Source organism: Synechococcus sp. CCAP 1479/9 (assembly GCF_019038535.1).
Classification (GTDB): Bacteria; Cyanobacteriota; Cyanobacteriia; order PCC-6307; family Cyanobiaceae; genus Cyanobium.
On record NZ_JAFKRK010000016.1, the window covers coordinates 167,537 to 191,107 of the forward strand.

Here is a 23,571-nt window from a genome sequence, read left to right on the forward strand (position 1 = left end):
CCATCCCCCGTAGACTCATCGGCTGCCGACCGCCCCCCATGCCCCGTGCCCGCGTCGGATCCTCCAGCAAGAGCGCGGCTCCCGGCAACGGCACCTCCGGCAAGCTCCCGGAGGACGCCGTACCCTCTCCCGACCAGGCCCTGCGCACCCTCACCGGCGGCAGCCTCGAGGACGTGATCCGGGTCCGTGGGGCCCGCCAGCACAACCTGCGCAACGTCGATCTCACCATCCCGCGCAACCGCATGGTGGTGTTCACCGGGGTGAGCGGCAGCGGCAAGAGCTCCCTCGCCTTCGACACGATCTTCGCCGAGGGCCAGCGGCGCTACGTGGAGAGCCTCTCCGCCTACGCCCGCCAGTTCCTCGGCCAGGTGGACAAGCCGGACGTCGATGCGATCGAGGGGCTCTCACCCGCCATCTCGATCGACCAGAAGTCCACCAGCCACAACCCCCGCTCCACCGTCGGCACGGTGACGGAGATCCAGGACTATCTGCGCCTCCTCTACGGCCGCGCCGGCGAACCCCACTGCCCCCAGTGCGACCGCTCGATCAAGCCCCAGTCCATCGACGAGATGGTGGACCAGATCCTCACGCTGCCGGAGGGCACCCGCTACCAGCTGCTGGCCCCCGTGGTGCGGGGCAAGAAGGGCACCCACGTGAAGCTGCTGGCCGGCCTGGTGGCGGAGGGCTTCGCCCGGGTGCGGATCAACGGCGAGGTGCGGGAGCTGGCCGACAACATCGAGCTCGACAAGAACCACGCCCACCACATCGAGGTGGTGGTTGACCGGCTGGTGGCCCGCGAGGGCATCAACGAGCGCCTCACCGATTCCCTGCGCACCGCCCTCAAGCGCGGCGAAGGCCTGGCCCTGGTGGAGGTGGTGCCCAAGGCCGACGAACCCCTGCCCGAGGGCGTGGAGCGGGAGCGGCTCTACTCCGAGAACTTCGCCTGCCCCGTGCACGGCGCCGTGATGGAGGAGCTCTCGCCCCGCCTGTTCTCCTTCAACAGCCCCTACGGCGCCTGCCCCGACTGCCACGGCATCGGCCACCTGCGCAAGTTCACCGTGGAGCGGGTGGTGCCCGATCCCTCCCTGCCGGTGTACGCCGCCATCGCCCCCTGGAGCGACAAGGAGAACAGCTACTACTTCTCGTTGTTGTTCAGCGTCGGCGAGGCCTTCGGCTTCGAGCTCAAGACCCCCTGGGACCAGCTCACCGACGCCCAGCGCACGGTGCTGCTGCAGGGCAGCCAGGAGCCGATCGCCATCAAGGCCGACAGCCGCTACCGCAAGAGCGAGGGCTATGTGCGGCCCTTCGAGGGGATCCTGCCGATCCTGGAGCGCCAGCTGCGCGATGCCAGCGGCGAATCCATGCGCCAGAAGCTGGAGAAGTACCTGGAGCTGGTGCCCTGCGAGAGCTGCCACGGCCTGCGGCTGCGGCCCGAAGCCCTGGCGGTGCGGGTGGGGCCCTACGCCATCCATGAGCTCACCTCCGTGAGCGTGGCCGTCACCCTGGAGCGCATCGAAGCCCTGATGGGCGTGGGGGCCAGCGAAGGGGCCGAGCCCCTGCTCAGCAGCCGCCAGATCCAGATCGGCGACCTGGTGCTGCGGGAGATCCGCATGCGCCTGCGCTTCCTGCTCGATGTGGGCCTCGACTACCTGAGCCTGGACCGGCCCGCCATGACCCTCTCCGGCGGGGAGGCCCAGCGGATCCGCCTGGCCACCCAGATCGGCGCCGGCCTCACCGGCGTCCTGTACGTGCTCGACGAGCCCAGCATCGGCCTGCACCAGCGCGATAACGACCGCCTGCTGGCCACCCTCACCAAGCTGCGCGACCTCGGCAACACCCTGATCGTGGTGGAGCACGACGAGGACACGATCCGCGCCGCCGACTACCTCGTCGACATCGGCCCCGGTGCCGGCGTCCATGGCGGCCACATCGTCGCCGAGGGCTCCCTCGACGACCTGCTCAACGCCGAGGCCTCCCTCACCGGCGCCTACCTGAGCGGTCGCCGCTCCATCCCCACCCCCGCCGAGCGCCGCGATGCCGGCAGCCGCCGGCTCACCCTGGCCAACTGCACCCGCAACAACCTCCAGGGCATCGACGTGGAGATCCCCCTCGGCCGGCTGGTGTGTGTCACCGGGGTGAGCGGCAGCGGCAAGAGCACCCTGGTGAACGAGCTGCTGCACCCGGCCCTGGAGAACCGCCTCGGCATGAAGGTGCCCTTCCCCTCCGGCCTTGAGGAGCTGCGGGGCATCAAGGCGATCGACAAGGTGATCGTCATCGACCAGTCGCCGATCGGCCGCACCCCCCGCTCCAACCCCGCCACCTACACCGGTGCCTTCGACCCGATCCGCCAGGTGTTCGCCGCCACGGTGGAGGCCAAGGCCCGCGGCTACCAGGTGGGCCAGTTCAGCTTCAACGTCAAGGGCGGCCGCTGCGAGGCCTGCAGCGGCCAGGGGGTGAACGTGATCGAGATGAACTTCCTCCCCGACGTCTATGTCCAGTGCGACGTCTGCAAGGGGGCCCGCTACAACCGCGAGACCCTGCAGGTGACCTTCCGGGGGCACACCATCGCCGATGTGCTGGAGATGACGGTGGAGCAGGCCGCCGAGGTGTTCGCCGCCATCCCCCAGGCCGGCGAGCGGCTCAGCACCCTGGTGGACGTGGGTCTCGGCTACATCAAGCTGGGCCAGCCCGCCCCCACCCTCTCGGGCGGTGAGGCCCAGCGGGTGAAGCTGGCCACCGAGCTCTCCCGCCGCGCCACCGGCAAGACCCTCTACCTGATCGACGAGCCCACCACGGGCCTGAGCTTCTACGACGTCCACAAGCTGATGGACGTGATGCAGCGTCTGGTGGACAAGGGCAATTCGATCCTGGTGATCGAGCACAACCTCGATGTGATCCGCTGTGCCGACTGGCTGGTCGACCTCGGGCCGGAGGGCGGTGACAAGGGGGGCCAGATCGTGGCCGTCGGCACCCCCGAAACCGTGGCCCAGAACGCTGCCAGCCACACCGGCCGCTACCTGCGGCACGTGCTGGAGCAGCATCCCCCCATCCCCCTCGCGGCCTGACCCATGGCTGAACTCACCCCCACCCAGGCGGCCCTGCTGCGCATCGTCTGCACCGTCGCCTGGGCCGACGGCGAATGCTCCACCGCCGAGCGGGAGCTGCTGGCCGAGCAGGTGGCCACCCAGCTGCAGGGCGACAGCCCCAATGGCCTCGGCGACGCCCAGCTGGAGGCCTTCCTGGCCGAGCGGCTGCCGGTGGCGGGCCTGGACGAGCTGGTGGCCCAGCTGCCCGACTCCGACGACCGCCAGCTGGCCCTGAAGCTCAGCTACATGATGGTGCGGGTGGGCCGGCGCTCACCGGCCGAGTCCACCATCAACGCCCAGGAGCGGGTGGCCTACCGCCATCTGGTGGAGCTGCTCGGCCTCGCCGATGCCCGCATCCAGGAGATCGAGTGGGCGGCGGAGGCTGACCTGCCGAAGAAGGAGGGGCTGGCCCAGCTGCTGGCCGAGCTCACCGCCGGCTGGCGCACCCCGGACCACGGCCGGGGACCCGCCGCCTGAGGCCTCAGGGCAGCGGCTCCTCGCCGCTGCCGCTGGGGTAGGCCTGGTTGCTGTCCGGCATCCAGTAGCTGAGGTCGTTGTGCCAGTAGAGCCGGCCGGGCACCCGCTGGGTGCTCAGCTTCGTCTTGCCGAGGGCGGACATCAACTGGGTCATCTCGATCGGCGACAGGTCGGTGACCATGTCGTTGCCGGCGATCTCCAGCAGGGCCGGCAGCTTGGCGATCGTGGCCGGCTCGGCCAGCTTGCGGAACACCTGGGCCATCACCAGGCGCTGGCGTTCCATCCGGCCCAGGTCGCCCCGTTCGTCGTGACGGAAGCGCAGGAAACCCTCCAGTTCCTTGCCCTTCAGCAGCTGCTTGCCGGGGTAGAGGTCGATGTAGAGGCCCTGGGCGTTGTCGACGTAGTACATGCGCTTGGGCACATCCACCTCGACGCCCCCGAGGGCTTCGGCCAGCTTGTTGACCGCGTCGAGGTTCACCTTCAGGTAGCGCTCCACCGGGGTGGCCAGCAGGGTGCCCACTTCCGCCTTGACGGTCTGGATGCCGCCGAGGGCGAAGAGAGAGTTGGCCTTCACCACCCCCAGCTGGGGCGATTCGATGAAGGTGTCCCGGGGCACCTGGGTGATGTGGGTGATGTCCCCATCGAGCCGCACCGTGAACATCACGTCGGTGTTCTCGCCCACGGCATCGCGGCCGAGCACGAGGATCGGGCGGTTCTCGATCGTGAGGGGATTGAGCACCGCGCCGATGCCCCGCGAGCTGGGGATCAGACCCGCCAGGAACGGGGCGATCCGTGCCGGCAGGGGGCCCGCCATCAAGGCTCCGACGGCAACGCCGACGCCGAAGGTGAGCAGGGGCCGGCGGCGGGACCGGTGCGGCGCCGGGGGCCGCTGCTTCGGATCGGGCCTGGTGCTGGTCTTCTCAGGCAGGGCCACCGCCCCGAGTTCCCTCTTCTGCCGGGTCTTCCGGGAGCGAGGGAGCCTCGAGGGGGAATGGGCCTGAGTCATTGTGCTACCCGCAGGGGCGCACCATAGGGCTCAAAGCGGCGAAAAACCAGTGGTGGTGGCGGTTTATCGGCTGGTCTGCACCTGCACGCAGGCTGCGGCCGCATCGGCGCGCCCGCGGGCGTCCGCCTCATCGTCGCCGCGGGCCAGGGCCACCCCCAGGCGCCGCCAGGGCCGGACCTCGGGTTTGCCGAAGATCAGCACCTGGGTGTCCGGCACCGCCAGGGCCTGTTCCAGCCCCAGGTAGGTGGGGCTTCCGGCTCCCGGAGGGACATCCGCTCCGGCCAGGATCACCCGGGAGGCCGCTGCGCCGAGGCTGCGGATCTCCGGGATCGGCAGCCCCAGCACCGCCCGCAGGTGCAGCTCGAATTCGCTCAGGTTCTGGCCCACCAGCGTCACCAGGCCGGTGTCGTGGGGCCGGGGTGAGAGCTCGGAGAACACCACCTCCTCGTGGCCGGGCTCACCGCAGAGGAAGAACTCCACCCCGAACAGGCCGGCGCCGCCGAGGTTGTCGGTGACGGCCTGGGCCATCGCCTGGGCCGCCGCCAGCTGTTCCTCCCCCAGCCGGGCCGGTTGCCAGCTGCACTGGTAATCGCCCCGTTCCTGGATGTGGCCGATCGGCGGGCAGAACAGGGTGGGACCCTGCCACTGGCGCACCGTCAGCAGGGTGATCTCGAGGCTGAAGCGCAGGAACTCCTCGACGATCACCCGCGCCCCCTCCCCCCGGGCCCCGGCCATCGCCGCCTCCCAGGCGGCTTCGATCGCCTCGGGGCCATGCACCACGCTCTGCCCCTTGCCCGAGGAACTCATCACCGGCTTCACCACCACGGGCCAGCCCAGGGGCGCCGCCGCCGCCGCCAGTTCGGCGGCGCTTTCGGCGTAGGCGAAGCGGGCGGTGCGCAGCCCCAGCCCGGCGGCGGCCAGGTCGCGGATGCGGTCGCGGTTCATGGTCACCGCCGTGGCCCGGGCAGTGGGGATCACCGTGAGGCCTTCCGCCTCCAGCTCGGCCAGGGCATCCACCGCCAGGGCCTCGATCTCCGGAATCACCACATCGGGCCGGTGGCGTCGCACCACCGCCTTGAGGGCGTCGGGGTCGGCCATGGCCACCACCTCGCTCACCTGCGCCACCGCCATGGCGGGGGCACCGGCGTAGCGGTCGACGGCGATGACGCGGCAGCCGAGCCGCTGGGCGGCGATGGCCACCTCCTTGCCCAGCTCGCCGCTGCCCAGCAGCATCACCGTCCGCGGGAAGGGGGAAGGGCCTGGTGCCATGGCTGGGTGCGGTGCGGATGAGGCGATCCTGACGCGGCGCGCGCCCCTTCCCCTAACGTGCCGCGATGCCTGCGGCTCTCCCCGTGATCTCCCAGGGCTTCGGCCCCCTGGCCTCCCGAATCCTCGCCTTCAGCACCGCCGGTGACGCGGCCAACGGGCTGCTGCCCTTCGGCTGGAGCGTCTCGGACTTCCAGACCTGGACGCTGGTCTACCTGGGGGTGTCGTCCCTGGCCTTTGTGGTGGTGTGGCTGGTGGGGTACCTGCGCCGCTGAGCGCCCGGGCCCCCCACGCATTTGGCCCCCCTCAGGCGCCGGGCTCCTCCAGCAGGGTGAGCTGGCTCTCGGCCGATTCCTCGCTCACGAAGCCGTAGGCCCCGAACACCGCCGGATCGGGGTGGGTGATGCGCTGCCCCTCCGGGTGGCGCTCCACCTTGAAGCCCTCCTCGGCCATGCGGCGCATCAGGCCCGCCGCCTCCTCGAACCGTGACGCCATCGCCTCCAGGCTGGCGCAGTCGGCGGTGAGGCCCGTTTCCTTCCAGGTGAAATACTCCATGGCCGGGGGTGCGACGGATCGGTGAGCCGGGGCCGCCCGGACGGGCGACCGGTGGGCGGGGTCGCCGCGATCGACGACAGGGGGCGGCTGCTCAGGGCAGCAGCACCAGTCCCACCAGCACCAGTATCAGGCTGGCGCCCCAGAGACCGAGCACCACGCTCTGCTCCGGCAGTCCCCCGAGTTCGAAGTGGTGGTGCAGCGGCGCCATGCGGAACAGGCGCCGCCCCTGGCCGTCGGGGCCCTTGGTGGCCTTGAACACCCCCACCTGCAGGATCACCGAGAGGGATTCGGCCAGGAACACCCCGCCCATCAGCAGCAGGGGCCAGAGGCTGTCCGTGAGCAGGGCCACCGAGGAGAGGGCGGCCCCCATGGCCAGGGAGCCCGTGTCCCCCATGAACACCCGGGCCGGATGGCGGTTCTGGCTGAGGAAGCCGAGCCAGCAGCCCGCCATGGCGGTGCAGAAGGCGGCCAGCACCGGATCGCCTCCGTGCCCCCGCAGCATCAGCTGCAGCCCCATGCCGGTGAACACCACGGCACCGCAGCCGGCGGCCAGGCCGTCGAGCCCGTCGGTGAGGTTGGTGGCGTTGCTCTCGGCCAGGAACACGAACAGGGCCAGCGGCCAGATCAGCAGTCCGAGGGTCAGCACCCGGCCGAAGGGAAGCCCCAGATCGCCGGGCACCCCGCCCCCCAGCCAGCCGCCCAGGTGGGCCCAGGCCAGGAAGCCGACGGCGGCCAGGGCCTGGAGCAGCAGCTTGCCCCGGGGGCTCAGGCCCGTGTTGGTGCGGCGGGTGAGGCTGCGCCAGTCGTCGACGGCGCCGATCGCCATGTAGGCCAGGGTGACCGCCGCCACCGCCAACGGGCGGGGATCCTCCGGGCTGATCAGTCCCCCCACCAGCACCCCCACGGGCACCACCAGCAGGCCGCCCATGGTGGGGGTGCCCGCCTTGCTGTGGTGGGCCTGGGGACCTTCATCCCGGATGACCTGGCCGATCTTCAGGGCCCGCAGGCGCGGTACCCCCAGGGCCGCCACGCCGGCGCTGACCAGGGCCGCCACCACCAGCGGCAGGGTCAGCATGGAATTGGCCACCAGGGCATCACTGGCCAGGCAGGCGGCCAGCAGGATCAGGGCGAGCAGGGCCGCAGGGAAGCGGCCGTCGCGGGAGGCCATCGGAAATGCTGCAGGGTGGAGCCGGAGCGGACCGTCAGTCCTCCCAGTCTTCCTCCGAGGGCTCGTCGGCCGGGTTGTAATCCTCCTTCTCGCCCATCAGCGCCGACAGCTCCTCCTCCTCCACGGTGCTCACATCGGTGCTGGCGGTCTCCTCGTCGGCGACCAGGCGGCCGCTGGCCTCCAGCAGGCTCAGCAGATCGGGCTCATCCCGCAGCGGCAGCACCGGCGCCGGTTCGTTGCGCCGGTAGCGGGTCAGGGAGGGGTTGATGGTGTCGAGAATGCTCATGCCGTCAGGCTGGGTCGTCAAGGACCGACTCACCACTCTATCGCGCCGCCCCCATGACCCCAGCCAAGTTCCTGGAGGTGGGCCGTCTCTGGTCGGCGGCCCTCCTGCTCAGCACCCTGCTGGCCGCCGCCGGCCTGCGCTGGCCCCAGCCCCTGCCGGTCCAGCCGGCGGTGGTGGCCGCCATGCTGCTGGGGCCGCCGCTGCTGCTGGCCCTGGTGGTGCTGCTGCGCTGGCGGCTGCCGCCGGCGGACCAGGGGGGAGAATGACCCCCAGGCGCCAGAATCGGTCGCCACAGCGCAGGAGCGGCACGGATGGCGACGTTGGGGCAGCAGGGGGCGGGCGCTGAATCGCCCATGGGCACACCGCGTGCCGAGCGGGTGGTGCTCGCCTATTCCGGTGGTGTCGACACCAGCGTCTGCATCCCCTACCTGATGCGGGAGTGGGGGGTGAAGGAGGTGATCACCTTCGCCGCCGACCTCGGCCAGGGCGATGAGCTCGAGCCGATCCGTCTCAAGGCCCTGGCGGCCGGCGCCAGCCAGTCGCGGGTGGACGACCTGATCGATCCCTTCATCCGCGAGTTCGCCTTCCCGGCGATCCGTGCCAATGCCCTCTACGAGGGGCGCTACCCCCTCTCCACGGCCCTGGCCCGCCCCCTGATCGCCCGCCGCCTCGTCGAGGTGGCCCGGGAGGTGGGGGCCGACGCGGTGGCCCACGGCTGCACCGGCAAGGGCAACGACCAGGTGCGCTTCGACGTCGCCATCGGCGCCCTGGCCCCAGACCTCAAGGTGCTGGCTCCGGCCCGGGAGTGGGGCATGAGCCGGGAGGAGACGATCGCCTACGGCGAGCGCTGCGACATCCCGGCGCCGGTGAGCAAGAAGTCCCCCTATTCGATCGACCTCAACCTGCTGGGCCGCAGTATCGAGGCCGGCCCCCTGGAGGATCCGATGGTGGAGCCGCCGGAGGAGGTCTACGCCATGACCCGGTCGGTGGCGGACGCCCCGGCCGAGGGCCAGGTGGTGGAGATCGCCTTCGAGCAGGGCAATCCGGTGGCCATCGACGGCGAGCGCCTCGATCCGGTGGCCCTGATCCGCCGGGCCAATGCCCTGGCGGGGGCCCATGGCTTCGGCCGCCTCGACATGATCGAGAACCGGGTGGTGGGCATCAAGAGCCGGGAGATCTACGAGACCCCGGGCCTGCTGCTGCTGATCCGTGCCCACCAGGAGCTGGAGAGCCTCACCCTGGCCGCCGACGTGCTCCGCTACAAGCGCCAGATCGAGATGAGCTGGGCAGATCTGGTGTACCAGGGCCTCTGGTTCGGTCCCCTCAAGGACGCCCTCGACGGCTTCCTCGACCGCACCCAGGCCACGGTCAACGGCCTGGTGCGGATCCGGCTCCAGAAGGGCAGCGCCACCGTGGTGGGGCGCTCCAGCGCCAGCGACAGCCTCTACGTGCCCGACATGGCCACCTACGGCGCTGAAGACCTCTTCGACCACCGGGCCGCCGAAGGCTTCATCTACGTGTGGGGGATGCCTACGCGGTTATGGGCCGCCCGTCGTCGTGGCGACTGATCTTCTGGGGCGCCCCTTCGCCGCCCAGCCGCAGGGCCCGCTTCAGGGCCTGGCCCCAGCCCTGCTTCCTGGCCACCGTGGGCAGCAGCAGGGGCTGGGGGCGGCCTGAGCCCGGTGGCGGCCCGTCGGCCGCGGCGGGGTTGAGGCTGTAGAGCCGGTCCCGCAGGGCCTGGTTGTCGGCGAGCAGGTGCTTCTGGTGCTCCATCACCGTGGCCAGGCGCTGCTGGAACTTGCGCTCGAAGATCTCAGGAAGGTCTTCCAGCATCTCGTGCAGGGCCTTCAGCTCATCCCGGGCGGCGGCCAGCTCCATCTCGAGCTGCTGGGCGTCGGGACCGGTGGTGGTGATCGCCAGGCTGGTGGGGTTGGCCGTGGCCGCAGCCGGCGCTGCCGCCGGCATCGCTGCTGCCGGGGGGGCGGGCTCCACGGCAGGCCCCAGGTCGTCTAAGACGGGCTCGACGGCCATGGGGGCCGGATCCGCAACGGCCGGCACTTCGCCGAAACTGAAGCTGGCCGGCGGTGGCACCGGAACGGAGGCCACCGGCTGGCCGGGCGTCAGGACACTCGCCGCTGGCGGCGCCGGGTTGGCCGGCCAGCTGGAGGGCGGAAAGGCCGGCTGGGCCGGCAGGCCACGGGACGCTGGTCTGCCTTCCGGGCCGACCTCCTCGCCGGCTTCCCCGCCGGCTTTGGACTTGTCCGTCGCAGTCATCGCCTAGCACCCATTGGGGGGAATGTAGGCCCAGTGATCAGCGGAGAACAAGCCGGATCAGGCCGTCGCCGCTTCGGTGGGGGCCACTTCGACCGCTGCGCCGGGGACGCTGCGGGGCGGGGGCATGGGGCCGTCCTGGATCACGGTCAGGTAGCGGATCACGTCCTCGGAGAGACGCATGGCCCGCTCGAGCAGGGCCACCTGCTGGCCGTTGCCGCTGTGGTTGAGCTGCACGTAGATGCCTTCCCGATGCTTGGCGATCGGGTAGGCCAGGCGGCGCTTGCCGCGCATCTGGGTGTCGAGCACTTCGGCGCCGGCCTCGACGACGATGTCGCGGTACTTGGCGACGTGGGTCTCGACTTCCTCCTCCGGGATGTCCGGCCGGAGGATGTACATCGTTTCGTAGTAGGGCTGCGTCATGGTCGCCTGTGGAGGGGCTGAAGGGCACCGGGGCCCGTCAGCGACGGATCCAAGACCCTATCGCAGCGTCGTGGCCCCCTTCAGAAGAGCTGCATCCGCACCGCCTCGGAGACGGTGGGGATGTCGGCCTCCTTGCCCCGCAGGCTCTGGATCACCGAGAACAGCACCAGCAGCACCGTGCCCAGGAAGATCGTGTTGGAGAGGGTGCGGATGGCGAAGCCGGCGCCCAGGGGCGCCAGCACCGTGTCGAAGGCCAGGCTGAGCAGCACCAGCACGATGTCGATCAGGATCGCCTGCAGCACGTTGAAGCGGATCGGGTAGGGCACCCGGGGGTTGCGCACCACCAGCAGGAACAGCAGCAGGAACAGCACCAGGCCGCCGAAGGGGATGGCCTGCTCCAGGACCACCAGGGGCAGGGCCGGCAGCGCCAGCCACCCCAGCAGCGGGAACATGTCGAACAGGGACTGGCCGAAGCGCAGGGCGTCGCTCAGGGGCAGCAGGTAGGCCAGGGCTCCCAGCAGCCGCTGCCAGATCGGAGGACCTTCCATGGGGGCGCTGGCTCGGGTGTGGACGGTTCCCGCAGGCTAGGGGCCCCCCAGCCTGGCCAGGGCAGCGTCCCGCATGGCGATCACCGGCACGTCCGGCCGGCCGCTCCAGAGCCGCAGGGAGGCGGCCCCCTGCTGCACGAGCATCTCCAGGCCGTCGATGGTGCGGCAGCCCCGTTCACCGGCCAGGCGCAGCAGGGTGGTGGGCCGGGGGATGTAGATGAGGTCGTAGACCGTGGCGGCCGGCCGCAGCAGGGCCACCTGGGCGGGATCCAGGGGCGAGCGCGCCGCCGCCGCCGGATCCCCGCCGGAGGCCATGCCCAGGGGCGTGGTGTTCACCACCAGATCGGCGCCCGCCAGCGCTTCGGCCAGGGGGTCCGGCTGACCCTCCGCCCCGGGTTCCCAGGCCAGGGGTTCCAGGCCAGGGGCCCAGTCGGCGCAGGAGGCGAGGAAACGGCCCAGGCGGGTGCTGTCGCGGCCCGCCACCCGGATGCGGCCCAGGCCGAGCTTCACCAGGCCCGCCACCACCGCCCGGGCACTGCCGCCGCAGCCCAGCACCAGGGCCTCGCGGGCGGCCAGGCCCCGCAGCGGCGCCAGGAACCCCTCCACATCGGTGTTGGTGCCCAGCCAGCCGCCGCCGTCCCGTCGCACCAGGGTGTTCACCGCCCCCAGCCGCTGTGCCAGCGGCGTCAGCTCCCGCGCCAGGGCGGCCGCGGCCTGCTTGTGGGGCAGGGTGACGTTGAGGCCGCGGCAGTCGATCGCCTCCAGGCCCTGCAGCACCACGGCCAGGTCCGCGGCCGCCACCGGCAGGGCCAGGTAGGCCCAGTCGAGGCCCAGGGCGGCGATGGCGGCGTTGTGCATCGCCGGCGAGAGGGAGTGGCGCACCGGATCCCCCAGCACCCCCGCCAGGGCGGTGCCACCACTGATCACCGGTGCTGCCTGTGGGGTCGCCATGGGCTCGCATGAGCAGCTGCCGCCCGACCGTAGGTCCGCCGGATCCCAGGCTCCGACAGGCCCAGACCCCCTTCCCGGTACGGCACCGGTTCGGGAACCACCCCTCGCCTGGGTGAACCCCGGATGCGGAAGATGGCTCCAGTCAGAACTTCATCCACACCAGGAGGTGGTCATCCATGGGCAAGGTCGTCGGTATTGACCTCGGCACCACGAACAGCTGCGTCGCCGTGATGGAGGGCGGCAAGCCCACGGTGATCGCCAACGCCGAGGGCTTCCGCACGACGCCGTCGGTGGTGGCCTACACGAAGAACCAGGACAAGCTGGTCGGACAGATCGCCAAGCGCCAGGCGGTCATGAACCCGGAGAACACCTTCTATTCCGTGAAGCGCTTCATCGGCCGCCGGGTCGATGAGGTCAACGAGGAGTCCAAGGAAGTCAGCTACGGCGTCGAGAAGGCCGGCTCCAACGTCAAGATCAAGTGCCCGGTGCTCAGCAAGCAGTTCGCCCCCGAGGAGATCTCGGCGGAAGTGCTGCGCAAGCTGGCCGAGGACGCCGGCAAGTACCTGGGTGAAACCGTCACCCAGGCCGTGATCACGGTCCCGGCCTACTTCAACGACTCCCAGCGCCAGGCCACCAAGGACGCCGGCAAGATCGCCGGCCTCGAAGTGCTGCGCATCATCAACGAGCCCACCGCCGCGGCCCTGGCCTACGGCCTGGATCGCAAGAGCAACGAGCGCATCCTCGTCTTCGACCTCGGCGGCGGCACCTTCGACGTCTCCGTGCTGGAAGTGGGCGACGGTGTCTTCGAGGTGCTCTCCACCAGTGGTGACACCCACCTGGGCGGTGACGACTTCGACAAGGTGATCGTCGATCACCTGGCCGACAACTTCAAGGCCAACGAAGGCATCGACCTGCGCCAGGACAAGCAGGCCCTGCAGCGCCTCACCGAGGCGGCCGAGAAGGCCAAGATCGAACTCTCCAGCGCCACCCAGGCCGAGATCAATCTGCCCTTCATCACCGCCACCCCCGAAGGGCCCAAGCACCTCGACCTGACCCTCACCCGGGCCAAGTTCGAGGAGCTCGCCTCCAAGCTGATCGACCGCTGCCGGGTGCCGGTGGAGCAGGCCCTCAAGGACGCCAAGCTCTCCACCAGCGAGCTCGACGAGATCGTCATGGTGGGTGGCTCCACCCGCATCCCCGCGGTGCTGGAGCTGGTCAAGCGGATCACCAACAAGACCCCCAACCAGACCGTCAACCCCGATGAGGTGGTGGCCGTGGGTGCCGCCATCCAGGGCGGTGTGCTGGCCGGCGAGGTCAAGGACATCCTGCTGCTCGATGTCACCCCCCTCTCCCTGGGTGTGGAGACCCTCGGCGGCGTGATGACCAAGATGATCACCCGCAACACCACCATCCCCACCAAGAAGTCGGAGGTGTACTCCACCGCCGTCGACGGTCAGACGAACGTGGAGATCCACGTGCTGCAGGGCGAGCGTGAGATGGCCTCCGACAACAAGTCGCTGGGCACCTTCCGCCTCGACGGCATCCCCCCGGCCCCCCGTGGCGTGCCCCAGATCGAGGTCACCTTCGACATCGACGCCAACGGCATCCTCAGCGTCACCGCCAAGGACAAGGGCAGCGGCAAGGAGCAGAGCATCTCGATCACCGGCGCCTCCACCCTCAGCGACAACGAAGTCGACAAGATGGTGAAGGACGCCGAGGCCAACGCCAGCGCCGACAAGGAGAAGCGGGAGAAGATCGACCTGAGGAATCAGGCCGAGACCCTCATCTACCAGTCCGAGAAGCAGCTGGGCGAGCTCGGCGACAAGGTGGGCGCCGAGGACAAGGCCAAGGTGGAGGGCTTCGCCAAGGACCTCAAGGAGGCCCTTGAGAAGGACGACTCCCCGGCCATCAAGGCCAGCCTGGAGCAGCTCCAGCAGGCTCTCTATGCCGCCGGTGCCTCCGTGTACCAGCAGGCCGGGGCCGAGGGTGCCGCCGCCGGCGCCGCCCCCGGTGGCAATGGCAACGGCACCGCCTCCGGCGCCGATGACGTCATCGACGCCGAGTTCACTGAGAGCAAGTGATCTCCGGGCCGTCCGGCCCGGATCGCTCGGCACCAAGCCCCCCTCGGGGGGCTTTTTTCATGGTCTGCCGCGGCATTCAGGTGCCGGTGGGGCGGGCCTCGATCTGCCCGGCCACCCAGGCGGCGCTGGCCGGCGCCAGCAGGATGCCGTTGCGGTAGTGGCCGCCCGCCAGCAGCAGCCCCGGGGCCGGCTGCTCCAGCAGGGGGGCCGGCCGGCCGAGGGGGCGGGGCCGCAGGCCCTGCCAGCGGCGCACCACCCGGGCCTGCCGCAACCACTCCGGTGCCGCCCCGCCCAGGCCGCGCAGCTCCCTGAGCTGGTCCGGATCGGCCCGGTGGCCCGGCTCCAGGGTCGCCCCCAGCCACAGGCGCCGGCCCCCCTCCAGGTCGGGACGGGGCACCAGGTTGACGCCCCGCCACACCACCACCCCAGGCCAGTGGCCGGGGAGGGGGGCGTCCAGCTCCAGCTCCAGGGCCTGGCCCAGCACCGGCTCCAATTCCCAGGGGCCACCATCCGCACCCGCGCCCACCCCCGCTGCGGTCTTCAGCAGCGTGCCGCTGGCGGTCCCCGCCGCCAGCACCACCCAGGCCGCCCGCTCCGCGCCGCCCCCGGCCAGGTCCACCCGCCAGCCGCCGCCATCGGGCCGCAGGGCCACGGCCGCCTCCGCCCGCACGGTCAGGCCCCGCTCCCGGCCGTCCGCCGCCAGGGCCGCCAGGGCCGATCCCGGATCCAGCTGGCCGTCGCGGCTGGAGTGGAGCCCCGCCAGGGAGGGCTGGGGCAGGCCGGGTTCGAGCTGCTCCAGCCGCCGCCGGTCCCAGGGCTCCAGGGGCAGGCCCAGGGCCCGCTTACGCGCCCCCAGCGCCGTGAGGCGTTCCTCTTCGGCCCCATCCGCCGCCAGCAGCAGCACCCCGGAGCGGTAGGGGATCGGTTGCCCCCGTCGGGCCAGCTCCTGGCGCCACTCGGCCCAGAGCCCGAGGCTGCGCTGACGGAGGTCCCAGGCCCGGCCCCGGTCCCGGTGGAAGCTGTCGGCCATCAGGACCCCGAGGGCGGCCAGGCTGCCGCAGCGCTCGGGGCCCTCGCCCGGGGTATCGGCCGCGGCGGCGGCCTGGGCCGGATCAAGCAGCAGCACCGCGTGGCCGCGGGACTGCAGGAACCAGGCGCAGGCCAGGCCCACGATGCCCCCCCCAACCACGATCACGGAGGTGGGGGAGGGGGCCCGGCCGGGGTGCGGATCAGGCGTCGCCGCTGGCGACCGGCTGGGGCGCGGGGGTGTTGGGCGAGGGGGCCGGCGGCACGGCGTTGGACACCTTGGCCTCGGCGCTGAAGGATTCGGCCAGGGCGATGGCCTCGGCCGGAATCACCTCGGCGTAGGAGCTGAAGCCGGTGGCCACCTTGATGTAGTCCTTGCGCAGGTTCTCGCCGTCCTGCAGACGGGCGGCCTCATCCAGCTTGGCCAGAGAAGCCTTCAGCTTGGTGGCCCGCTTGGCAGCCTCGGCCCGGTCGGCCGGCAGCAGACGCTGGTTGATGTAGAGCATCTGGCGACCCAGATCCTGCATCGGGCCGTGGATCAGGTTGCGGGTGAAGACCCAGTTGCGCTCGTTGACCAGATCGGCCAGTTCCGGCAGGCGCTCCTTCGCGGCCAGGAACCCTTCGGTCTGGCGGGCGATCAGGGTCATGTCGGCGGGGCTGATCGTCGGCGGCTTGCGGGTCTGGTCGCCCGAGCAGGCCACCAGGGAAACGCTGAGCACCAGGGCCACGCAGAGCAGGCTGAGGCGGCGCAGGACACCCATCAGGGAGAGGGGCGCGGAGATCGACGCGACGGCCATGGGACGGTGCTGTGACGTGGCTGGCGCCGTGACTTTACCGGCCCGCCTGCGCCACCATGACGGTTCCGACCGATCCGTTCCGGATTCATTGATGCGTTCCCCCACGGCGATCCTGCAGCTGATCTGCCCCGATCGGCCAGGGCTGGTGAGCGAACTCTCGGGCTGGGTGGCCGCCAACGGCGGCAACATCCTCCATGCCGACCACCACACCGATGCGGGGGCGGGGCTGTTCCTGAGCCGGATCGAATGGGCCCTGGAGGGGTTCGGCCTGCCCCGTGAGGCGATCGTTCCGGCCGTGGCGGCGCTGGCGGGGCGCCTCGGCGGCGAGGGCCAGGTGCATTTCTCCGACGCCCTGCCCCGGGTGGCGATCTTCGCCAGCCGCCAGGACCACTGCCTGGTGGACCTGCTCTGGCGCACCCGCTCCGGGGAGCTGCCGATGCAGGTGCCCCTGGTGGTCTCCAACCACCCGGACCTGGAGGCGCTGGCGGTTGATTTCGGTGCCCGCTTCGTGCACCTGCCGATCACGGCGGCCTCCCGCTCGGAGGTGGAGCAGGCCCAGCTGGCCCTGCTGGAGGAGGAGCGGATCGAGCTGGTGGTGCTGGCCAAGTACATGCAGGTGCTGAGCCCCGCCTTCCTGGCCCGCTTCTCCCAGGTGATCAACATCCACCACTCCTTCCTGCCCGCCTTCCAGGGGGCCCAGCCGTACCACCGCGCCTGGGAGCGGGGGGTCAAGCTGATCGGCGCCACCGCCCACTTCGTCACCGAGGAGCTGGACGGCGGGCCGATCATCGAGCAGGCCACCATGCACGTGGGCCACCGCGACGAGGTGGAGGACCTGATCCGCAAGGGCCGCGACACCGAACGGCTGGCCCTGGCCCGGGCGGTGCGACTGTTCCTGCGCCGCCAGGTGATGGTCTACCGGGGCCGAACCGCTGTGTTTGATTGAGCCTTGCCCCGGGACCCGCCGTCGGTCCTTCGCTGCCGCCACCGCTCCGGTGATCCGTTTTTCCGCCCTCGACGAGCGCCTGATGGCGCCCAAGCCGGCCGCCGCCACCCCCCTGGGCTGGCGCTGCTTCCAGCTGGGGATGTTCCTGCTGGCCAGCAGTGCCTTCCTGGCCGGCCTGGCCCTGCTGCTGGCCCTGATCCTGGGCAGCCGCGGCCGACGCCCGGTGCTGGCGGACCGGGCCAACGTCGTGCTCCTGGCGGCGGCGGTGCTGATGGTGCTGGGCTGCTTCCGGGCCGCCAGCAATGACCTGGCCTGGCTGGGGATGGGCAACTGGCTGCCCTTCTTCTGGGGGTTCTGGGGCTTCCAGGTGTATCTCGGCACCCCCGCCGCCCGCCGCCGCGTCGCCCTGGCCGTGGTGGCCGGCACGGTGCCGGTGATCCTCACCGGCCTGGGCCAGATCTGGTGGGGCTGGAGCGGACCCTTCCAGTGGCTGGGGGGCCTGATCATCTGGCACATCAAGGCCGGCGGCAATCCGCCGGAACGGCTGGCCGGACTGTTCGACTACGCCAACATCGCCGGGGCCTGGATGGTGCTGGCCTGGCCCCTGACCCTGGCGGCCCTGATCGAGGGCGGTCTCGGCTGGCGGCGCCGGGGGGTGGTGCTGGTGATCGCCGCCGGCTTGGTGGCGGCGGTGTTCCTCACCGATTCCCGCAATGCCTGGGGGGCCCTGATGCTGGCGGTGCCCGTGGTGGCCGGGCCCGGCAGCTGGCTGTGGCTGCTGCCGGTGCTGCTGGTGGTGCTGGCAGTGATCGGCCTCTCCACCCTGCCCTGGGTGCCGGCGGCCCCGCAGGAGCTGGCCCGGCAGGTGGTGCCCGAGGCGATCTGGGGGCGGCTGATCGACCTCCAGCACGGCGGCCAGCGACCGCTGGCGATCACCCGCCTGGCCCAGTGGCAGGTGGCTCTGGGGCTGATCGCCGAACGGCCCTGGCTGGGCTGGGGCGCGGCCGCCTTCAGCATCATTTATCCGATGCGCACCGGCTTCTGGCACGGCCACCCGCACAACCTGCCGATCGATCTGGCGATGAGCCACGGGGTGCCGGTCGCCGTCCTGGTGGTGGGCCTGGTGCTGTGGCTGCTGATCCGGGCCGGCTGGCTGGGCATGGCCGGCGGCACCCTGTTTGACCGGGCCTGGTGGGCCGCGGCCCTGGTGCTGGTGGCCCTTCACGCCACCGACATCCCCCTCTATGACAGCCGGGTCAATGTGGCGGGCTGGGTGCTGCTGGCGGGTCTGCGCTGCTATCGCCGGCCAGCGCCTCCTGCCGATGCCTGAGCAGGGTGGCGGGCGGCAGCGGGCCCTCCAGATGGCTCCAGGGCAGGACCCGCTCCTCGCCCCAGGTGGCATGGACCACCTCCTCCCATGGGGGCGGCGCCGGCAGGGGGACCGGCAGATCCGCCGGTGCGGCCACCTCGCCGGCACGAGCGGCCCGGTAGGCCTTCTTCCAGCCGCCCTGGCTGTCGTGCTGGCCGCGGGCCGCGGCGATCACGGGCGCCAGGCGGCGGTCGCTGCGGGAGAGCAGGGCCTGGATCACGCTCCAGCCGTAGCTCTCGGGGCGCAGTTCGATGCCCTTGGGCTGCAGGCGCCGCGCCAGCCGCTGCAGGCGCTTCTCCGCCTCCGGCCGCACCCCTTCCCACTGGAAGGGAGTGTGGGCCTTGGGCACGAAGGTGCTCACCCCGAGGCTGAGCCGCAGGCCGGGCGTGGCCTTCTTGAGGGCCAGGAGCAGGTCGGCGGTGGCTTCGATGTCGGCCTCCTCCTCGCTCGGCAGGCCGGCCATGCCGTAGAGCTTCAGGCCGCTGAGGCCACCCTCTTTGGCGTAGCGGGCCGCCGCGAAGATCTCCTCGCCGCTCAGTTTCTTGTTGACCACCCGGCGCATCCGCTCGCTGCCGCTCTCGATCGCGATCGTCAGTGACTTGCTGCCCCGCCGGGCCAGGATCCGCCCCAGCTGGGGGGTCACCGTGGCGGCCCGCACCGAGCTGACGCTGACCCGGGTGCCCTCGAAGCGGTCCTGATCGAGCCAGGTGAGCAGGTCGGCGAACTGGGGGTGCTGGGTCACCGAAGCCCCCAGCAGGCCGAGCCGCTGGGTCACCGCCAGCCCCGTCTCCACCGCCGGGATCAGGCCGTCGTCGAGGGAGGCGGTGCGGAACGGCAGGGTCAGGTAGCTGGCCAGGCAGAAGCGGCACAGCTCCGGGCAGCTGCGGGCCACCTCCACCATGTGGATCGAGGGCCAGGCCGCCTCCGGCGTGATCACCGTGGAATGGCTGAGGGTGTTGCCGCGCCAGGTCTGCTTGGCGATGGTCGCCGGCACCTCGGCGGCGGTGGGCTCCACCGCCAGCAGGGCGCCATCGGCGTCGTAGCGGGGGGCGTAGAGCGCCGGCACGTAAAGCCCGGGAACCCGGGCCAGCTGCCGCAGGCGTTCGGGCCGGGGCAGGGCGCGGGCGGCCTGGAGGGCGTCGATGAAGGCGGGCAGCAGCAGCTCGCCGTCACCCAGCAGCACCACGTCGAAGAAGGGGGCCAGGGGCTCCGGATTGGCGGTGAGCACCGGGCCGCCGCCGAACACGATCGGGTCGTCCTCCCGCCGCTGGTGACTCCACAGGGGGATGCCCTGGCGCTCCAGCAGGTCGAGCAGCACCGGTCCGTCCAGCTCCCAGCTGAGCGAGAGGCCGAACAGGTCGCAATGGCGGTGCGGCGGATCCCCCTGGTCGGTGAACAGCCGCCGCACGTCCAGGTCGCTGCGGCGCGCCAGGCTGGCCCACACCACCTGGTAGCCCAGGCTGGTGATCCCCACCGAATAGCTGCTCGGGAAGGCCAGCACGGTGCGCAGGGCATCGGCGGCCGGTTGGGCCGGCTCGAACAGCAGGGTTTCCTGGTTCAGGGGGGCGGCGGGACGGGGAGATCCAGCGTGTCACTTCAGGCGATCGGCTGGCGTCTCCCTAAACTCATACGCTTTCCGACAAGGCGCCATGCCCACCCTGCCCAGTTTCGTCGAGATCATCCTCGGGATCCTGGTGCTGTTCGGCGGAGGGGAACTGTTCGTGGCCGGTTCGGTCGCCCTGTCCCTGCTGCTGGGCATCCCCCAGCTGGTGATCGGCCTGACGGTGGTGTCCCTGGGCACCAGCACGCCGGAACTGTTCGTGAGCGTGCTGTCCACCCTTCAGGGCGACGCTGACCTGGCCGTCAGCAATGTGGTGGGCAGCAACATCTTCAACATCCTGGTGGTGCTGGGCGCCAGCGCGGCCATCGTTCCCCTGCGCGTCAGGAGCCGCCTGGTGAGGCGGGACGTGCCCCTGCTGCTGGGCATCTCGATGGCCGTGTGGGGCATGGCCTCGGGGGGCCGGCTCACCTGGCAGGCCGGTGTGGCGCTGCTGTTCGCCACGGTGGCAAACCTCATCTGGGAGATCCGCACGGCGTCGGAAGATTCCGAAGACGACGAGGACAACGAGAACGAGCGGTCCACCCCGCTGGTGGCGGCCTTCAAGCTGGCGGCGGGCCTGGTCCTGCTGGTGGTCGGCTCCCAGCTGCTGGTGCGGGGTGCCACCACGGCTGCCGTGGCCCTGGGGGTGAGCCAGACGGTGATTGGCCTGACGATCGTGGCGGCCGGCACCTCGATGCCCGAGCTCGTCACCTCCGTGGTGGCCGCCTACCGGGGCAAGGCCGACCTGGCCATCGGCAACGTGGTGGGCAGCAACCTGCTCAACCAGATCGTGATCCTGGGGCTCTGCGCCGTGGTGGCCGGCGGCAAGGGGCTGGCGGTGGATCCAGTGATGATTAACCGCGATCTGCCGATCATGGTGGCCACCACCCTGGCCTGCCTGCCGATCTTCTGGACCAACGGGGTGATCTCCCGCCTTGAGGGCTGGATTCTGCTGGGTCTCTATGGGCTCTATCTGGTGGAGCAGGTCCTGGCCTCCACCGCCGGCGGCGAGATCGTCGACAACACCTACCGGTTCGTGGTGCTGGTGGCGGTGCTGCCCCTGCTGATGGTGTTCCTGGTCTGGCAGGTGCTGCGCTGGAAGCAGCAGCGCAAGCTCCTGGCCGTTCAGGGCGGCGACTAGAAGGACGGCAGGCCTGGCTTGGTGTGAGTCGCGCCGATAGGCCCTTGGGGTCAGCGGCGGTAGCGTTTTGCCATGGTTTCCGCCGCACAGCCGTTCGTACCGCCCGCGATTCCCTGGCGTGAGCCCAGGGGGCTGGCGGCGCTGCCGGATCTCGGCCCCGGCCTGGATCCGGAGGCCTGTGCCCTGGCCCTGGCACGGCTCTGTGCCGACGCCGATGTGAGGGCGGTGCTGGTGTTCGGATCGCGGGCCCGGGGCGAGGCGCGCCCCGATTCGGACCTGGACCTGGCCGTGATCGTGGACCGCCTCCAGCTCACCCCCGCCGAGAAAGCCGCCTGCTGGCAGCGCTTTCGAGCGGCCCTCGGGCCCCTCGGCGTCAGGGTGGACCTGGTGCTGGCCGGTGCCGCCGACGCGGAACGGTTGAGTGGCTCCCGCTGGCACGTGTTCGGCGATGTGGCCTGCGAGGGGAAGGTGCTCTATGTCGCCGGCTGAGGACGCGGCCCTGCTGCTGGCGATCGTGCGCCGCCATCTGAGGACCTTGCGGATCGGACTGAACCCTGCGTATCCGGAGGAGGACTGGGGCTTCACCGCCCAGCAGGTGGTGGAGAAGCTGCTCAAGGCCTGGATCGTGCTGAGCGATCGCCGGCCACCACGGGTGCATGAGCTGAGCGACCTGGCCGCTGTGGCGGGACAGGTTCTGGAGCCCCGGCTGGCGGCGCTGCAGGAGTTCGCCGTGGAGGCCCGCTACGAGGCAGGCCCCTTCCCGCTGCCGGCCGAGCGATCGGTGCTGCTGACCCTGCTGGAGGCCGAACTGGAACGCTGCGAGCGGGCTGTGGCGGGGCTCGGTTGATCGGCCAAGCCAGCGGGCGCCAGAGGTTCAGCGATTCAGAGTGACGCTGGTGGAAGCTTCGCGCTCAAGCTGGTCCGTCTCAATCTGCCCCAATGCGGCGAGATGGGGTGCAACCAGTCCTTGGATGGAGTGTCAATGGATGGCCAAGTTGGGCCACTGCGGCAGCAGGGTGTTTCGACGGGTCTGCCTAGGTCGACGGGGTTGTGTTGCCCTCAGGGCAACTCGCTTTTATGCTTCCCAAGGCTGAAAGTTTGGGACTTAGATGGTTCCGCCTAAGAAGTGTTAGGCATCAATGAAGGAGGTGCTCCATGAAACGTTCAGCTGAAGAGGTGCTCCGAATGTCGGAGGACAAGCCAAACCGAAGCACAGTGCGCCGCCATTACCTTGAATGGAGACGCTCACGCGGCCTACTTGAACGCTGCGACAACCAGCAGTGCCAATTTAATGCAAATCCTCTGGTCTGGAATGGACAACCGCTAGGGCTGATTCTGGACCATATATCTGGCAATGCAAGGGATAACAGGCCCGAGAATCTGAGGCTCTTATGTCCCAACTGTGATGCGCAGAATGCAACAACTCGGGGAGGGGCAAATGCCGGCAGAATCGAAATACTAAAAGGTGGATCGTACCATGCACGAAATCGGGATGGCACACAAGCTGGATATGCGAATGGTGCGAGGCTCGTTGCGGCTGTAACGATTGGCGCTGGTGCAGCCTATTCTGGTGGCATGAATACAGGTTCACCCAGAATTGGTTGTCCAGATAGTGCCTAGTATGCCTTTTGAGTTGACAGGCCACCTCCAGCTTTTCACCCTTTCCCTATGCTATCTCCCTGTAACTCGGGGGCAGCGTTAGCTCACGAGTTCATCCCACTTTTCTCAACAAATCGGAACTGCCCATCCAGTTATTCCACAGGCGGTAAGAAACAGTCTCTAGAGCCAGAGAGATAGGGTATGGATTGGCCCCGAGCAATGGCCCAATGCGTACACCACTCGCCTTCGCAGCCGCTGGCCTTGTGGCCATCAGCCTCCCGGCTGGAGTCGGACTGGCCCGGACGGCGATCGAGAGTCAGAGGGTCACGTTTCGAGCCGGAGCTGATTCCACCCTGCTGAAGGGCCAGCTCAAGGGCGACCAGACCATCGATTACAAACTGCGGGCCGGTGCCGGTCAGACCCTGAGCGTGGAACTCAAGGGTTCCAACCCACAGAACTACTTCAACGTGATGGCGGCGGGGACCGACACCGCCCTGTTCATCGGCAGCAGCTCCGGCAATCGCTTCCGTGGACCCTTGCCAAGCGATGCCGACGTCAGGGTGAGGGTGTATCTGATGCGGCCGGCGGCGCGCCGCAACGAATCCAGCACCTACAGCCTCAAGGTGGGGATCAATGGTGCTCCCCTCGCCCCCGTGCCCGCATCCCGTGACGCCCTGATCCCAGGCACGCCGTACCACGCCTCCGCGGAGGTGCCCTGTGGCTCCGGGAGCAGCGGCAAGGCCACCAGGTGCAAGGCTTCCGTGATCCGCCGGGCCAACAGCAGCGCCACGGTGGTGGTCACCGCCCCCGAGGGCCAGAAGCGCCAGTTCCTGTTCGTGAAGGGCAAGGCTGTCGCTTCCGATCAGCCCGAGAAGCTCACCGTGCAGCGGCGCGGCGATTTGTCGGTGCTGCTGCTTGGCGAGAACTTCGAGCGCTACGAGATTGTCGACGCCCTGGTGGTGGGGGGCTGAGCCC

General features: G+C 70.3%; 24 protein-coding genes and 1 pseudogene. 13 read left to right on the forward strand and 12 right to left on the reverse strand.

The window, feature by feature from the left end:
- The first annotated feature begins 38 nt into the window (after positions 1–38).
- Together uvrA and KUG38_RS05145 are read left to right on the forward strand one after the other, a co-directional pair.
- On the forward strand, positions 39–3,065 hold the full coding sequence (uvrA, locus tag KUG38_RS05140; protein ID WP_233134002.1) for an excinuclease ABC subunit UvrA: 3,027 nt from the start codon (positions 39–41) through the stop codon (positions 3,063–3,065).
- 3 nt (positions 3,066–3,068) lie between these two features.
- Positions 3,069–3,563, forward strand: coding sequence for a TerB family tellurite resistance protein (locus KUG38_RS05145; RefSeq protein ID WP_216919565.1), 495 nt, complete (start codon positions 3,069–3,071; stop codon positions 3,561–3,563).
- A gap of 4 nt (positions 3,564–3,567) precedes the next feature.
- Here KUG38_RS05145 and KUG38_RS05150 read toward each other — a convergent pair whose 3' ends face one another.
- Both KUG38_RS05150 and purT read right to left on the reverse strand, forming a co-directional pair.
- Positions 3,568–4,497, reverse strand: a complete 930-nt coding sequence (locus KUG38_RS05150; RefSeq protein ID WP_353617717.1) for an LCP family protein — start codon at positions 4,495–4,497, stop codon at positions 3,568–3,570.
- A gap of 135 nt (positions 4,498–4,632) precedes the next feature.
- The gene (purT, locus tag KUG38_RS05155) at positions 4,633–5,838 is read right to left on the reverse strand and encodes a formate-dependent phosphoribosylglycinamide formyltransferase (RefSeq protein ID WP_216919568.1); all 1,206 of its coding nucleotides are present in this window, start codon (positions 5,836–5,838) and stop codon (positions 4,633–4,635) included.
- Between the two features lie 65 nt (positions 5,839–5,903).
- Here purT and KUG38_RS05160 point away from each other — a divergent pair, with 65 nt between their 5' ends.
- On the forward strand, positions 5,904–6,110 hold the full coding sequence (locus tag KUG38_RS05160) for a 5'-phosphoribosylglycinamide transformylase (RefSeq protein WP_094586251.1): 207 nt from the start codon (positions 5,904–5,906) through the stop codon (positions 6,108–6,110).
- A gap of 31 nt (positions 6,111–6,141) precedes the next feature.
- Here KUG38_RS05160 and KUG38_RS05165 read toward each other — a convergent pair whose 3' ends face one another.
- The 3 genes from KUG38_RS05165 to KUG38_RS05175 form a co-directional block, all read right to left on the reverse strand.
- Positions 6,142–6,390 (reverse strand): hypothetical protein, encoded by a 249-nt coding sequence (locus KUG38_RS05165; RefSeq protein ID WP_216919570.1) that lies wholly within the window; start codon positions 6,388–6,390, stop codon positions 6,142–6,144.
- A gap of 91 nt (positions 6,391–6,481) precedes the next feature.
- Complete coding sequence (mraY, locus tag KUG38_RS05170; protein WP_216919572.1) at positions 6,482–7,558, reverse strand: phospho-N-acetylmuramoyl-pentapeptide-transferase; 1,077 nt, start codon at positions 7,556–7,558, stop codon at positions 6,482–6,484.
- A 34-nt stretch (positions 7,559–7,592) separates the two neighbouring features.
- Positions 7,593–7,844, reverse strand: a complete 252-nt coding sequence (locus KUG38_RS05175; protein ID WP_015109952.1) for a DUF3134 family protein — start codon at positions 7,842–7,844, stop codon at positions 7,593–7,595.
- A gap of 53 nt (positions 7,845–7,897) precedes the next feature.
- Here KUG38_RS05175 and KUG38_RS05180 point away from each other — a divergent pair, with 53 nt between their 5' ends.
- Both KUG38_RS05180 and KUG38_RS05185 read left to right on the forward strand, forming a co-directional pair.
- Positions 7,898–8,110, forward strand: a complete 213-nt coding sequence (locus KUG38_RS05180) for a hypothetical protein (RefSeq protein WP_216919574.1) — start codon at positions 7,898–7,900, stop codon at positions 8,108–8,110.
- 87 nt (positions 8,111–8,197) lie between these two features.
- Positions 8,198–9,412: an argininosuccinate synthase gene (locus KUG38_RS05185; protein WP_094586247.1), complete on the forward strand. Its 1,215-nt coding sequence runs from the start codon at positions 8,198–8,200 to the stop codon at positions 9,410–9,412.
- Here the strand turns inward: KUG38_RS05185 and KUG38_RS05190 are convergent.
- The 4 genes from KUG38_RS05190 to KUG38_RS05205 form a co-directional block, all read right to left on the reverse strand.
- A complete protein-coding gene (locus tag KUG38_RS05190) occupies positions 9,375–10,118 on the reverse strand; it encodes a hypothetical protein (protein ID WP_216919576.1) in 744 nt (247 codons plus the stop codon). The genes KUG38_RS05185 and KUG38_RS05190 overlap by 38 nt on opposite strands.
- Before the next feature lie 57 nt (positions 10,119–10,175).
- On the reverse strand, positions 10,176–10,538 hold the full coding sequence (rpsF, locus tag KUG38_RS05195) for a 30S ribosomal protein S6 (RefSeq protein WP_094586245.1): 363 nt from the start codon (positions 10,536–10,538) through the stop codon (positions 10,176–10,178).
- 80 nt (positions 10,539–10,618) lie between these two features.
- The gene (locus KUG38_RS05200; RefSeq protein ID WP_216919578.1) at positions 10,619–11,086 is read right to left on the reverse strand and encodes a Tic20 family protein; all 468 of its coding nucleotides are present in this window, start codon (positions 11,084–11,086) and stop codon (positions 10,619–10,621) included.
- 36 nt (positions 11,087–11,122) lie between these two features.
- Positions 11,123–12,037: a shikimate dehydrogenase gene (locus KUG38_RS05205; protein ID WP_216919580.1), complete on the reverse strand. Its 915-nt coding sequence runs from the start codon at positions 12,035–12,037 to the stop codon at positions 11,123–11,125.
- Between the two features lie 176 nt (positions 12,038–12,213).
- On the opposite strand from KUG38_RS05205, the gene dnaK reads away from it, so the two are divergent.
- Positions 12,214–14,118: a molecular chaperone DnaK gene (gene dnaK, locus KUG38_RS05210; RefSeq protein ID WP_216919582.1), complete on the forward strand. Its 1,905-nt coding sequence runs from the start codon at positions 12,214–12,216 to the stop codon at positions 14,116–14,118.
- Between the two features lie 76 nt (positions 14,119–14,194).
- Here the strand turns inward: dnaK and KUG38_RS05215 are convergent, their stop codons facing one another.
- Positions 14,195–15,313, reverse strand: a complete 1,119-nt coding sequence (locus KUG38_RS05215) for an NAD(P)/FAD-dependent oxidoreductase (RefSeq protein ID WP_216919584.1) — start codon at positions 15,311–15,313, stop codon at positions 14,195–14,197.
- A gap of 139 nt (positions 15,314–15,452) precedes the next feature.
- Positions 15,453–15,908, reverse strand: a pseudogene (gene psbQ / locus KUG38_RS05220) (photosystem II protein PsbQ); the annotation flags it as partial.
- 124 nt (positions 15,909–16,032) lie between these two features.
- Between psbQ and purU the strand changes: the two are divergent.
- Both purU and KUG38_RS05230 read left to right on the forward strand, forming a co-directional pair.
- Complete coding sequence (gene purU, locus KUG38_RS05225; RefSeq protein ID WP_094586443.1) at positions 16,033–16,887, forward strand: formyltetrahydrofolate deformylase; 855 nt, start codon at positions 16,033–16,035, stop codon at positions 16,885–16,887.
- A gap of 49 nt (positions 16,888–16,936) precedes the next feature.
- Positions 16,937–18,217, forward strand: coding sequence for an O-antigen ligase family protein (locus KUG38_RS05230; RefSeq protein WP_353617718.1), 1,281 nt, complete (start codon positions 16,937–16,939; stop codon positions 18,215–18,217).
- Here the strand turns inward: KUG38_RS05230 and KUG38_RS05235 are convergent.
- The gene (locus KUG38_RS05235) at positions 18,144–19,757 is read right to left on the reverse strand and encodes a B12-binding domain-containing radical SAM protein (RefSeq protein ID WP_216919588.1); all 1,614 of its coding nucleotides are present in this window, start codon (positions 19,755–19,757) and stop codon (positions 18,144–18,146) included. The genes KUG38_RS05230 and KUG38_RS05235 overlap by 74 nt on opposite strands.
- Before the next feature lie 148 nt (positions 19,758–19,905).
- On the opposite strand from KUG38_RS05235, the gene KUG38_RS05240 reads away from it, so the two are divergent.
- The 5 genes from KUG38_RS05240 (at position 19,906) to KUG38_RS05260 (ending at position 23,567) form a co-directional block, all read left to right on the forward strand.
- A complete protein-coding gene (locus KUG38_RS05240; RefSeq protein WP_216919590.1) occupies positions 19,906–20,997 on the forward strand; it encodes a calcium/sodium antiporter in 1,092 nt (363 codons plus the stop codon).
- Between the two features lie 72 nt (positions 20,998–21,069).
- Positions 21,070–21,486, forward strand: coding sequence for a nucleotidyltransferase family protein (locus KUG38_RS05245; RefSeq protein WP_216919591.1), 417 nt, complete (start codon positions 21,070–21,072; stop codon positions 21,484–21,486).
- Positions 21,473–21,844 (forward strand): HEPN domain-containing protein, encoded by a 372-nt coding sequence (locus KUG38_RS05250; protein WP_216919592.1) that lies wholly within the window; start codon positions 21,473–21,475, stop codon positions 21,842–21,844. The genes KUG38_RS05245 and KUG38_RS05250 overlap by 14 nt, the downstream gene beginning before the upstream one ends.
- A 338-nt stretch (positions 21,845–22,182) precedes the next feature.
- Entirely contained in the window at positions 22,183–22,617 is a 435-nt protein-coding gene (locus tag KUG38_RS05255; RefSeq protein ID WP_286195700.1) for an HNH endonuclease, read from the forward strand.
- A 242-nt stretch (positions 22,618–22,859) separates the two neighbouring features.
- Entirely contained in the window at positions 22,860–23,567 is a 708-nt protein-coding gene (locus KUG38_RS05260) for a hypothetical protein (RefSeq protein WP_216919594.1), read from the forward strand.
- Positions 23,568–23,571: the final 4 nt, after the last annotated feature.

What these genes read in the sequence shown, in the direction of transcription:
- KUG38_RS05185 (WP_094586247.1), top strand. Translation starts at nt 8,198, where the DNA reads ATGGGCACACCGCGTGCCGAGCGGGTGGTGCTCGCCTATTCCGGTGGT.
- purT (WP_216919568.1), bottom strand. Translation starts at nt 5,838, where the DNA reads ATGGCACCAGGCCCTTCCCCCTTCCCGCGGACGGTGATGCTGCTGGGC.
- uvrA (WP_233134002.1), top strand. Translation starts at nt 39, where the DNA reads ATGCCCCGTGCCCGCGTCGGATCCTCCAGCAAGAGCGCGGCTCCCGGC.
- KUG38_RS05190 (WP_216919576.1), bottom strand. Translation starts at nt 10,118, where the DNA reads ATGACTGCGACGGACAAGTCCAAAGCCGGCGGGGAAGCCGGCGAGGAG.
- dnaK (WP_216919582.1), top strand. Translation starts at nt 12,214, where the DNA reads ATGGGCAAGGTCGTCGGTATTGACCTCGGCACCACGAACAGCTGCGTC.
- KUG38_RS05160 (WP_094586251.1), top strand. Translation starts at nt 5,904, where the DNA reads ATGCCTGCGGCTCTCCCCGTGATCTCCCAGGGCTTCGGCCCCCTGGCC.
- purU (WP_094586443.1), top strand. Translation starts at nt 16,033, where the DNA reads ATGCGTTCCCCCACGGCGATCCTGCAGCTGATCTGCCCCGATCGGCCA.
- KUG38_RS05180 (WP_216919574.1), top strand. Translation starts at nt 7,898, where the DNA reads ATGACCCCAGCCAAGTTCCTGGAGGTGGGCCGTCTCTGGTCGGCGGCC.
- KUG38_RS05255 (WP_286195700.1), top strand. Translation starts at nt 22,183, where the DNA reads ATGTCGGAGGACAAGCCAAACCGAAGCACAGTGCGCCGCCATTACCTT.
- rpsF (WP_094586245.1), bottom strand. Translation starts at nt 10,538, where the DNA reads ATGACGCAGCCCTACTACGAAACGATGTACATCCTCCGGCCGGACATC.
- KUG38_RS05200 (WP_216919578.1), bottom strand. Translation starts at nt 11,086, where the DNA reads ATGGAAGGTCCTCCGATCTGGCAGCGGCTGCTGGGAGCCCTGGCCTAC.
- KUG38_RS05175 (WP_015109952.1), bottom strand. Translation starts at nt 7,844, where the DNA reads ATGAGCATTCTCGACACCATCAACCCCTCCCTGACCCGCTACCGGCGC.
- KUG38_RS05245 (WP_216919591.1), top strand. Translation starts at nt 21,070, where the DNA reads ATGGTTTCCGCCGCACAGCCGTTCGTACCGCCCGCGATTCCCTGGCGT.
- KUG38_RS05145 (WP_216919565.1), top strand. Translation starts at nt 3,069, where the DNA reads ATGGCTGAACTCACCCCCACCCAGGCGGCCCTGCTGCGCATCGTCTGC.
- mraY (WP_216919572.1), bottom strand. Translation starts at nt 7,558, where the DNA reads ATGGCCTCCCGCGACGGCCGCTTCCCTGCGGCCCTGCTCGCCCTGATC.
- KUG38_RS05250 (WP_216919592.1), top strand. Translation starts at nt 21,473, where the DNA reads ATGTCGCCGGCTGAGGACGCGGCCCTGCTGCTGGCGATCGTGCGCCGC.
- KUG38_RS05165 (WP_216919570.1), bottom strand. Translation starts at nt 6,390, where the DNA reads ATGGAGTATTTCACCTGGAAGGAAACGGGCCTCACCGCCGACTGCGCC.
- KUG38_RS05240 (WP_216919590.1), top strand. Translation starts at nt 19,906, where the DNA reads ATGCCCACCCTGCCCAGTTTCGTCGAGATCATCCTCGGGATCCTGGTG.
- KUG38_RS05205 (WP_216919580.1), bottom strand. Translation starts at nt 12,037, where the DNA reads ATGGCGACCCCACAGGCAGCACCGGTGATCAGTGGTGGCACCGCCCTG.